General features: G+C 73.9%; 5 protein-coding genes. 1 reads left to right on the top strand and 4 read right to left on the bottom strand.

What is annotated here, in order from left to right:
- Positions 1–3: 3 nt before the first annotated feature.
- Positions 4–393, bottom strand: a complete 390-nt coding sequence (locus D7X55_RS01900; protein ID WP_121722039.1) for a VOC family protein — start codon at positions 391–393, stop codon at positions 4–6.
- 27 nt (positions 394–420) lie between these two features.
- Here D7X55_RS01900 and D7X55_RS01895 point away from each other — a divergent pair, with 27 nt between their 5' ends.
- The gene (locus tag D7X55_RS01895) at positions 421–1,830 is read left to right on the top strand and encodes a response regulator (protein WP_120546608.1); all 1,410 of its coding nucleotides are present in this window, start codon (positions 421–423) and stop codon (positions 1,828–1,830) included.
- On the opposite strand, the gene D7X55_RS01890 is transcribed toward D7X55_RS01895, so the two are convergent.
- From D7X55_RS01890 to D7X55_RS01880, 3 genes are all read right to left on the bottom strand, one after another.
- Complete coding sequence (locus D7X55_RS01890; RefSeq protein WP_147470002.1) at positions 1,814–4,924, bottom strand: hypothetical protein; 3,111 nt, start codon at positions 4,922–4,924, stop codon at positions 1,814–1,816. The genes D7X55_RS01895 and D7X55_RS01890 overlap by 17 nt on opposite strands.
- A gap of 24 nt (positions 4,925–4,948) precedes the next feature.
- Positions 4,949–8,572: a flagellar motor protein gene (locus tag D7X55_RS01885; protein ID WP_233609477.1), complete on the bottom strand. Its 3,624-nt coding sequence runs from the start codon at positions 8,570–8,572 to the stop codon at positions 4,949–4,951.
- 119 nt (positions 8,573–8,691) lie between these two features.
- A complete protein-coding gene (locus tag D7X55_RS01880) occupies positions 8,692–10,590 on the bottom strand; it encodes a hypothetical protein (protein WP_121769107.1) in 1,899 nt (632 codons plus the stop codon).
- Positions 10,591–10,673: the final 83 nt, after the last annotated feature.

Genomic DNA, 10,673 nt, shown 5'->3' with positions numbered 1-10,673 from the left:
CCCCTAGTCGTCTGGATGGTGGCTCAGCCCCACCCGGTTGCCCTCCGGCTCCCGCACGTACAGCGTCCAGCGCGTCTCGTGCTCCAGCGCCACCCCCGCGCGGGACAAGGTCTCCACCACCCCACCCCGCGCCTCGCGCGGAATCCGGAACACCAGCATCAAGAGCCCCGGCGCCGGGTGGCGGAACGGCACCACCTCCGGCGTCCCGTCCACCGCCTCGATGGCCAGGAAGGCGCCCCCTGGGACGCCTACCCAGACGCTCCGCAGGGTGCCGTCCTCACGCAGGTGGCGCTTGAGTTCCGGAAAGCCCAGCAGGTCGCGATAGAACGCCGTCACGCGCTCCACGTCCTTCGCCTGGATCGCCACGTGGTGGAAGCCCTGAACGTCCTTCATGGGGTTGATGGTAGGGTCTGCCGGCCCATGGCGCGACTGCTCATCGTGGAGGACAACCAGGAACTCGCCTCCCTCATCGCCACGGTCGCGCAGACCCGGGGCCATGAGGCGCTCACCGTCTTCACCGGCGAGTCCGCGCTGGAGGCCCTGGGTCCCCACTCGCGCTTCGACGCCGCGCTGGTGGACCTGCTCCTGCCGGACATCCGCGGCAGCGAGGTGCTGGGAGCCCTGCGCGCGCACGGCATCCCCGCCATCGCCGTCAGCGGCGTCTACAAGGGCGACCGCTTCGCCCAGGAGGCCACGCAGGTCCACGGCGCGCGCGCCTTCTTCGAGAAGCCCTTCGAGCTGGACACCGTGATGGACGCGCTGGAGGAGGCCGCCGGCGTGCCGCCCGTGACGCACGGCGAGCTGCTCGACGAGGTGGACCTGCTCGTCCTGGAGGAGCTGGTCCAGGAGGAGACGCCCGCGCAGGAGGAGTCCGCGCTCGAGCCCGTCTCCGAGCCCGTCTCCGAGCCCGCCTCGGAGCCCACCTCCGAGCCCACCTCCGAGCCTGCTTTCGAGCAGCCCGAAGCCGTGCCCCCGGAAGAGGCCGCCGGTGTGTCGGAGGCCCTGCCCCTGCCCTTCGCCCAGCGCGATGCCGTGTGGACGGAGGCCGCGCCCGCGCCGGTGCGTCAGCGGCGCCAGCTGCCGGAGTGGTCGCTGGCCGGAGACCTGTCGCACACGTCCGTGCCGCGCCTGCTCAACGCCTATTACGAAGCGCGCCACCACGGCGAGCTGAAGCTGCGCCAGGGCACGGTGCTCAAGGTCGTCTACTTCGAGGCGGGCCGCGTCGTGTACGCCGCCTCCAACCTGGCCCCGGAGCGCTTCGGCCGCTTCTGCCTGCGCAAGGGCGCGCTCACGGAGGCCCAGCTCGCGGAGGCCGCGGGCTACGCGCGCGAGCACTCGCTGCGCACCGGCGATGCGCTGCTCAAGCGGGGCCTGCTGAGCCCCAAGCAGCGCCGCCACCTGCTGGAGGAGCAGGTGAAGGACATCCTCTGGTCCACCTTCGCGTGGACGGAGGGCCAGTACGGCTTCAGCCCCATGCGTCCGCAGCGCGCGGACCTGGTGCCGTTGTCGCTCTTCCCGGGCGACCTCATCCTGGAGGGCGTCGCGCGCACGGAGACGCTGGTGGCGTTGCGCCAGCGCATGGCGCCCGGACGCCGCCTGTTCCCCACGGCGGATCCGCCCTACGGCCTGCACGAGCTGAAGCTGACCGGACCGCAGGCGATGCTGCTCGCGTTCGCGGACGGCACGAAGACGGTGGAGGACCTGCTCGCCCTCACGGACCTGTCCGAGCGCGAGGCCCTGGCCACCCTGCGCGGCCTGGAGCTGTCCGGCGTGCTGGAGGAGCGTCAGCAGACGCCCAACCGCCGCCAGCGCATCAGCTTCGGGCTCTGACGCCGCGCCTGCGCCGCGCGGCCCACGCCAGCGCGCCCAGCCCGAACGCCGTCACCCCCGAGCCTCCACCAGAGCATCCGCAGCCCGACGTGGAGGGAGGCGGCGGCTCCGCCTTCGACACGGCCACCTCGCGCAGCGTCGCCGTGCCCGAGTACCGCGGCGGGGCCAGGAGCGCCGTGCGCACCACGTACGTGAGCGTCGCGGTGGAGCCCGCGGGCAGCGGCACCGGCGCCACCGCGAAGTGCCCCTCGGATGACTCCACCGGCGTCACCGGCTGGCCATTCAGCGTCATGCTCTGGGGCACCACCTGCGCGCCGGTGACGGTCTCGTCGTAGCGGATGGAGCTCACGTCGCAGGCGGTGTCGTTGCGCAGCGTCACCGTGACGCCCACCTGGCTGGAGTTCATGCCCGAGCCCGTCTCCGTGCGGCGGTCCACCGTCACGAAGGGCCGCGCGCCGATGCGCACCGAGTGCTCGCGCGTCGCCTCGCTGGCCCCATCGCCCGCGGCCGTCACGTCCAGGGTGACGTGCTCGCCCACCAGGGACTCCAGCTGCGTGTCCACCGTGGCCACCGTCACCGAGTCGCCCTGGATGACCAGCGGCTCCAGCGCCGGTCCGACGCCAGGCTTCCACGTGAGGTCCACCGACGAGCAGGCGCCTTCCGGAATCGTCTGGCGCAGCGTGCCCCGGGCCCCTTCGCCGCAGGTGGCGATGAGCTCGCCGGACAGCTCGCCCAGAAGCACGTTGCGCGCGTCCCGGGTGAAGGGCGTGAGCACCTCGGGCGCCGCGACGGTCCTGTTCACCTGGTTCTCCACCGTGCGCACGCGCAGGGCGTAGTCGCCGCTGCCGCAGGTGGGGGGCAGCTCCAGCTCGAACGTGCCGGCGGCCCACGGGTAGGTCTTCGTGTCGAACACGCGCTTCGGGTCGGCCGGGTCCTCCAGCGTCACCACCGTGGTGAGGTTGCGCGTGCTCGCGCAGTTGACCAGGGGCAGCGTCGTCACGCGGCCGCGCACCTTGCGCTCCTCCACCGCCTCCAACGTCACCGTGGGCGTCACCGAATCCAGCGGCACCCAGCGCGGCTGCACGGTGACCTCCACGTCGGACGTGGGGCTGTCCAGCGAGAAGCCGTCCACGGTGATGCGGTTGAAGGCGTGCAGCTTCACCTTCATCGCCTCCACGCACGTCGCCGAGGCGAGCAGCACCGAGCTGCCCTCGACGAACTCCGTGCCCACCCGCCGCCGCGCGTTGCCCGAGAGGGCCAGCACCTCCAGGCCCGGCGGCTCGTCCTGCAGTGACCAGAACGTCGACACCGGAGGCAGTCCAGGGGGCGCCGGAGGCTCCGCGCACAGGTGGAACTGCTGGGGGGCCAGCGCCGCTCCGGAGAAGACCTCCCGCGAGGTGGCGGTGAACGGCGCCTTGGGCGCACCCCACGGGTGGATCCGCACGGGGACGGTCGCGGGCGCGGACTTCACCACGCCGTCATCCGCGCGCACCTCGTACGAGTAGACGGTCGTGCCCGGCTTGCAGCGCTGGTCCAGGGTGGATGGAGGCGTGAGCGTGGCCACGCCTCCGTTCACGTCGAGCCTCGGTGCCCCCGCGAGCGGAGTCCAGGTGTACGTGACGGGCTCGCAGCCGGTGGTGCCCTTCGTGGGGGTGAGGGTGCCGGTGGGCCCGCCCATGAAGAAGGCGCCGCCCTCCACGGATTCGACAGCGCCCTGGGGTGCGCCAGGAGGGAGCGTGTGCTGATGCACCAACGCAATGGCCTTCGGCGTGTCGTGCGCGCGCAGTCCGTCCGAGGCCATCACGTCCAGGTACGACGTCTGGGACGCGCAGATGCCCGTGGGCGCGGTGAGCGTCAGCTTGAGCCCGCTGTCCTCGCCCGCGCCGAGCGGCGCCTGTTCGACGGCGATGGGGCTGCCCGGCGCGCGCACCGTGGCGGACAGCCGCACGGCGTCTCCGTCCGGGTCGCGCAGCCGGAGCTCCACGACCTTCCTCTCGCCCTCGTTCACGCTGATGGTGTCCGGCAGGTCGCTCACACGGGGAGGGCTGTCGTTCCGGTAGATGAGGATGTTGTTCGTGGGTGCGTTGAAGATGGCGACGCAATAGGACGCGTCCGCGCAGGCCATCTGCAGCGCGGCCTGGGGCAGGCCCGCCGGCAGGTCCTTGCTCCGGCGCCACACCGAGCCCGGGAGCGCGGGCGGAACCACCGGCTCCGCGCTGTACGCCGCCACCCGGCCGTCCGAGGCCTGCTTGAGCAGCAGCAGGCCGAAGCCCGTCCCCTCGCTGGAGCCGCTCGCCACGTCGAACGCGAGCGCGTCCACCGCGCCGGGCGCCAGCGTGATGGGGGCGAACGGGTAGCCGGTGCCAGTGCCACCCAGGATGGCCCGGAACAGGCCCACGTCGTTGCCGAAGAACGCGAGCGGCCTGTCCGGCGTCTCGCCCGGCAGCAGCGCCACGCTGTGGGCCGAGTTCGGCGGGGTGATGCCCGAGGCCACGTAGGACACCGCGGACGTGCCCCGGTACCAGAGGAAGTTGGCCTTGGTCGAAGATACGGAGAACAGCGCCTGCGGCTGGCCATCCGACTGCGGCGGCAGCACCGCGAGCTGCGGCTGCGCGTTCAGGTCCGCCACCGGGGGCGTCAGCTTGCCCCACACGGCCCCACCGCTGGGTGGCACGAGCGAGGAGCGGAACTCCGGGCTCGCCAGGGGCGGCTGGACGGCGACGGCGTAGCCCACGCCCCCATCCGCCGTGACGCGCACGGCCTTCACCGCATAGTCGAGGCTGTCCTCGGGGAACAGACGCTTGCCGTCATCCGGCGTGAAGCAGGCGCCCACACTCTGGAGCATCCCGTCCGTGCGGATGCCCACCACGCAGTCGGGCCCGCGCAGGAAGCTGCCCGCCATGCCGTTGTTGACGGGCGTCACGCTGCCATCGCGAGACACGTACAGCTGCGTGTCGGTGGCCACGGCGAAGAAGCCGGGCCGGAAGACCGTGAGGCTCTGGGGGACGCCCGTCTGGGTCTGGGCGACGGACCATTCCGCGCGAGCCACGCCCGCGCACAACCCCAGCCCCAGGATGATCCACCCGACTCGCACGTTCGACGTCCCTCTGCCCGGCGACTACCAGGCCACTTCCGCCCGGAGATAGAGGCGATCCGGAGCATCCCCCGGTTCGGTCTCCAGACCCAAGCCGCTGAAGCCCAGGACGGTGTACCCCAGGGCCACCCGCATCCGCTCGTCCAGCCGCCAGGCCACTTCCGGCCGCAGGGCCGTCAGCCCCTGGTCGTCCGCCGCGGACGTGCGTTGGGCAGCCTCCACCGCGACCTCCAGTCCGCCCAGCACCCGCACCGAGGGCCGCAGCGTGCCCGTCCACACCCAGCGCGAGGACTCGCCCAGGCTGGAGCGGCCGACGTGCAGGCCGGACGCCACGGAGAGCCGCTCGCCCAGCCGCACCGCCGGCATCAGCGACACCGTCTGGAGCACCCGGTCGCCAAAGGCGAAGCGGGCGCCGGGGGACAGCTCGCGCGTGAGGCCGTAGCGGGCCACCACCAGCCACGGCCCGGGCCGCCAGACGAGCGCAGCGAACCCCTGCGCGAACCGGGCCTCCAGCCCCTCGCGGCCCGCGGTGTGCGCGAAGTCCAGCCGCCCGGAGGCCGTGACGTCCTTCATCAGCTGGCCCTCCGCGGCCAGCGACAGCACCACCTGGGTGCGGTCCACCGGGCCCGAGCCGCCGCGCGCGGGAGTGCCCTCTTCATGGCGCAGCTCCGCGTGCACGTCCGCGCGGAAGCGCTCGCGCAGCCACTGCGCGGACACGCTGGCCACGTCGCGCGTGAGGTCGCTGGCGATGTCCAGCGGGTTGCGCACGCCGCGCTCATAGCGGGCGCCGGCGCTGAAGCCGCTGTCGCCCGCCGCCCACTGGAAGCCCACGGCGCGGGCCTGCCGCACGGAGATGGCGTCGTGCGCGCTCACGTCCTCCACGAACACGGTGGTGCCGTCGCCCACCTCCGTGCGAGCCCCCGTCACCGCGCGGCCCAGGCCGAAGTCCGGCCCGTCCACGTCCACGGAGTAGCCGCCGTAGTACGTCTCCCTGCCGCGCCGCGCGCGCGCATCCAGCCACACCTGCGGGCCCAGCTTCGGGCCCCAGCCGCCCTTCACGCCCACGGATGTGTCGTCGTCCAGGTCCACGGCCACGCCCGCGGAGGTGAACGTGTCGTTCATGCTGCCCGGGCCGGCGCCGCGCTCGTGCAGCCGCTGGCGGTGGCCCGCGGACACGGTGAGGTGGGAGGTCAGCATGCGGGACACGGACACGCCCAGCGACGTCCGGCCGCCCTCGCGCGCGTCGCCCTCGCCGGGCACGTCCGTGGCGCGCAGCCAGCTGTCGCGCAGCTCCAGCCGCACGGTGCCTTCGTCGTGCTCGTAGGCCACGCCAGCGCCCAACGTGCGGGCGCCGAAGGGCGTGTCCTCGAAGGGCAGGCGCGGATCCGCCGTCCGGCGCTCGTCGCCCATGAGCGTGAGGGCCAGCGGGCCCACGGGCTGCGTGACGCGCAGGGACAGCTGCCGGAAGCGGGCGGCGTCCACATGCGCGCCGTCGGAGAAACCCCGGGAGCGTTCACGCCACGCGGCCTCCACGGAGCCGCCCTTCGAGGGGCCCAGCACGCCGGGGCCACTCAGGCGCAGGGTCACCGCGCCGCCATGGTCGTCCTGCGTGCCCACCGGGCGGAGGAAGGACAGGCCGCCGTCGTCCGACACGCCGAACACGCTGGACTCCACCGCCAGCCCCCGGCTGCTCGCGGCCTCGGCGAGCAGCGAGTAGCCCCACAGCTTCGTCTGGCCCCGGCCTGACAGGAGTTGGAAGGGAGCGCCCAGCCGGCGCTCGCGCACCGCGGACAGGGCGACGGTGGAGCCCCGCCAGCGCGCCCAGGCCTCGCCGCCCACGGAGTCGCGCGGGTCGCCCGAGTGCAGCACGGCGTAGTCCACGACGAGCACCGGCTCCGGCGCCTCGGTGAGCGCGTCCGTGCTCAGGAGCGACGCGCCGGTGAGGAACGACAGCGGCCGCGCGAGGAGGATGCGGCCCGCGAGGTAGTCGATGTCGTAGTCGCTGCCCCGGATGAGGTGCCGTTCGCCCAGCGGCAGGCCGGTGATGCCATCGCGCACCTCCACGCGGATCAGCTCGGAGCCCTCCGCCACGGTGCCGCCGCCCAGGTAGTAGAGGCTGCCGCCGGTGGCCCGCAGCTCCTCGTGCGCGGGCGTCGCGGCCAGGCCGCGCGTGGGGTCCACCAGCCCGCCGGCGAACGCGTCCAGGCCCACGCTCACGGGGCCCAGCTGTTCACGCAGCTCCGCGTAGGGACCGAAGAGGGGGCGGTGGTAGCGGCCCACCTCGCGGTCCTGCAGGAGCGCGCGGTAGGTGCCGAAGCCCGCGCGGCCGTACCGCTCATGCCGCGCTTCCAGGCGCAGGCGCCCTTCCGTGGGGTTGGGCGTGAGGGACACGGAGGTGTCGCCCCACTCCGCCGGGGCGAGGTCGGGGTCGGGCCAGCGGTCGAAGCGCTCGGGCAGCCGGGGACGCAGCCAGTCCGCGAGCGGCGCGTCGTCCAGCTGGCGCAGGTCGGTGTCGGTCAGGTCCAGCTCGCCCACCAGCTGCACGGGCCCCACCTGGGCCTCGCCGTGGAGGGCGCCACGCCCCCGCAGCCGGAAGCCGCCGCCGGCCGGCGCGATGCTGGCCTCCAGGTCGAGCAGGCCCACGACGAAGGGTTGGGCGCGCGCTTCGACGGTCACGGTCACGGTTCCCCCGGGCGTCTGGGGAGGGGCCAGCGACATGCGGACGGTGTTGCGTCCCGGCACCAGCCGCACGGGCAGGCGGACCTCGCCGTCGGGGCCCGCGGTGACCTCCGCTTCGGGAGTCGTCACCCGGGTGCCGGGGGCGACCTCCAGGCGCAGGAAGGTGTCTCCCGTGGGCAGGGGCGCGTCCGGGGACAGCCCGCGCACGGAGCCCAGGCGCGCCTTCGCGCGAGGGATGACGATCCAGCCGTGCTCGCCGCGCCGGACCGCGTCGAAGGACTGCTGGGAGAACTCCACCGCGCCGCCGGGCGACGTGGTGGTGATGGCGATGACGTTCTCGCCCGGATGCATCAGCACGGTCGCGAGCCAGGCGCCGGAGTCCTCCACGGTGGCGTCCACGTCGCCCGCGCGGACCTGGTCGCCGGGAGAGGCATGGCCGCTGATGAGGAAGCGCAGGTTCCCGTGCTCGGCCGTGCGCGCTTCGGGAGGACGGCTGGCGGCGGAGGTGGGGGCCGCGCGCGGGCGCGTGGGTGGAGGCCTCACGGCGAAGTCCTGGAGGACGGCGGCACCCCAGGGCACCTCCACGGTCGCGACGCGGGGGACCACCTGGCTGGAAGCCGGCAGGCTGCGTGGATCCACCTTCAGCGCATGGCGGCCGGGACGCAGGTGCGGACCGCCAGTGAGATCCGGCACGCGCGAGTCCACGCCGGTGAGGTGGTAGCGGCCGAAGGCATCGGTGCGAACCTCGCGGCCGGTGGCCAGCACCAGTCGCACACCCGCGAGCCCGGGCTCGTCGGGGTCACAGAGGCCATCACCGTTCAAGTCCACGCAGACGCGCCCGGCGATGGTCGAAGCCTGCGTCGGCAGGTCCGCCGACAGCGACTGCGCGGAGGCCACGGAGGACAGCAGGAGCAGCGCGAGCAGGAGGCACGCAGTGGCGCCCGAGCGCGCGGCCCAACGCCACGCCACGGCACCCGCCTGGACCCTTCCGCTCACATGCGCGCCGTCACGCATCGCCGCGCATGCAGGCGCTTGCGCCGGGTCCATCCCGGTCGCGTGCGCGGCTCCATGCGCCGGGCGCGAGGGCCTCAAGGACGCACCTCTTCCACCGCCGTCACGCCGGAGCGCACGTCCGCCACGGACACGCTCACGGGACCCTTCGCGCCGCGCACGGTGAAGCGCGTGAGCCCGTCCTCCACGGACAGGTCTCCCCGCTCGCCCTCGGACAGCGCGACGTGCACCGGGCGGTCCTTCAGCACCTTCCCGTCCGGGTCCTCCACCCAGCACGTCACCCGGGCGCCCTCCACGCGCACGCGCACGTTGACCGGCAGCGGTGGCGCCAGCTTCACCCGCTCATGGATGCGCGCGGGCACCAGCGGCTCCGACAGCGGGAACACCGGCCCCTGGGGGCCCAGCACGTGCACCGTGACGTCGAGCCCCGGCCACACGGCGTGCGACACGCGCACCTTGCCGGGCACCATCCCGGACACGACCACCGTCCCGTCCTCCCCTGTCGTCCACTCCTTGCCATTCACCCGCAGCGGCTGACGGGGCACCGGCCAGCCCGCCAGGTCCACCACCCCCGCGACGAGCCCCGAGTCATTGCGCCACACCGCGAGCCGCGCGGGCTCCGTCCCGAGCGGACCGTACGCGCGCGCCGTCACGAGCGCGTCCACCCCGGAGCCGTTCGCCGTCCACGGGACCGTGAACGTGCCCGGCGGAGACTCCACCGCCGGCCCCACGGCCCCGTCGTTCGACAGCACCTCCACCTTCGCCTCCGGGCGGGGTTGCCCGGCCGCGTCCCGCGCCACCACCACCACCCGCGCCACCGAACCCGCGTGCACCATCGGGTCGGACAGCGACACCGTCACGTCGCGCACCGCACCCTGCACCAGCTGCATCGGCAGCGACTCGCGCGACCCCGGGCCCCGCTGCGGCCACGCCGCCTCGATGCGCTCATCCGCCGCCAGCGTGCGCGGCGCCGTGTAGCGCCACTCCAGCATCCCGTTCGGGTCGCGCACGGGCCCGTCCAGCCGGCCGTACTTCGCCTTCGCCGTGACGCGCGCATCCACCACGGGGAGCCCCTTCGGATCACTCGTCGCGCACAGGAGCCGGGCCTGGGACACGCCGTCCGCGGGCAGCCGCTGCGGGTTGAGCACGCACGCCAGGCCATCCGTGGGCGGCAGCTGGAGGTCGAAGGCGATGCTCGACACGCGGCCCGATTCGTCCTTCACCTCGCCCCGGGCCAGCGGGTAGCCCGGAGGCACCACCAGCGGCAGCACGAAGCGCCCGTTCGCGTCCACCGGCACGGGCCCGAAGCGCGTCCCAGCCACCTCCAGCGACACCTGGCCTCCGGGCTCGCTCTTGCCGGGCAGGTTCACCGACGTGGCCAGCGGCACCAGGAGCCGCCCGTACGCCCCATGCACCGACTGCGGATGCGGCCACGCGGACAGCGCGACGAGGATGGCGGCCTCCGGCAGGCGCGTGGGGGGCAGCACGTAGCGAGCCGTGTACGTCCCCGGTCCGGCGTGCCGGAGCGCCTCCACCTGCCCGGTGCTCGCGCGCAGCACCGGAGGCGCGCCGCTGTCATCCGGCGACCCGTCCGGCCGCAGCCGTTTCACGGTGAGCGTCGCCTCCGTGTCGCGTCCTTTCACCGGCAGCGCGGGTTCCAGGGACAACTCCATGCGGCTCGCGGGCGGCCCGACCTCGTAGCGGGCCTGGGCCTCCTCGCCGTCGCCCTTCACGCGCACCACCACCTCGCGCGCCTGGGCCTTGGGCACCACGACATACGTGCGCAGCGGCGGAGCGTCCGGTCCGGTCTTGAGCTCCGCGCCCTCCGCCGTCACCGACGCCGGGGTGAACGCCACCGGTTGTCCGCTGGCGTCCCGGCGCACCACCGCGACCGTGAAGCCCTCGGGGGCCACGGGCACGTCCGGGCCGAGCAGCTCCAGCGAAGCCGCCCAGACCGGGGCACAAACCAAGACCAGCGCGGAGAGCAGGAGACGTTCCAGGGCTTCCCGACTCTACAAGGCCCTCCGCAGGGACTGCACGACTTTGCTGTCCCTGGCGC

Source organism: Corallococcus sp. AB049A (assembly GCF_003668885.1).
Taxonomy (GTDB): domain Bacteria; phylum Myxococcota; class Myxococcia; order Myxococcales; family Myxococcaceae; genus Corallococcus; species Corallococcus interemptor.
This window is presented reverse-complemented; position numbering and strand designations above follow the sequence as displayed.

Excerpts from the sequence above, each read along its gene's own strand:
- D7X55_RS01895 (WP_120546608.1), top strand. The coding sequence starts at position 421 with ATGGCGCGACTGCTCATCGTGGAGGACAACCAGGAACTCGCCTCCCTC.
- D7X55_RS01900 (WP_121722039.1), bottom strand. The coding sequence starts at position 393 with ATGAAGGACGTTCAGGGCTTCCACCACGTGGCGATCCAGGCGAAGGAC.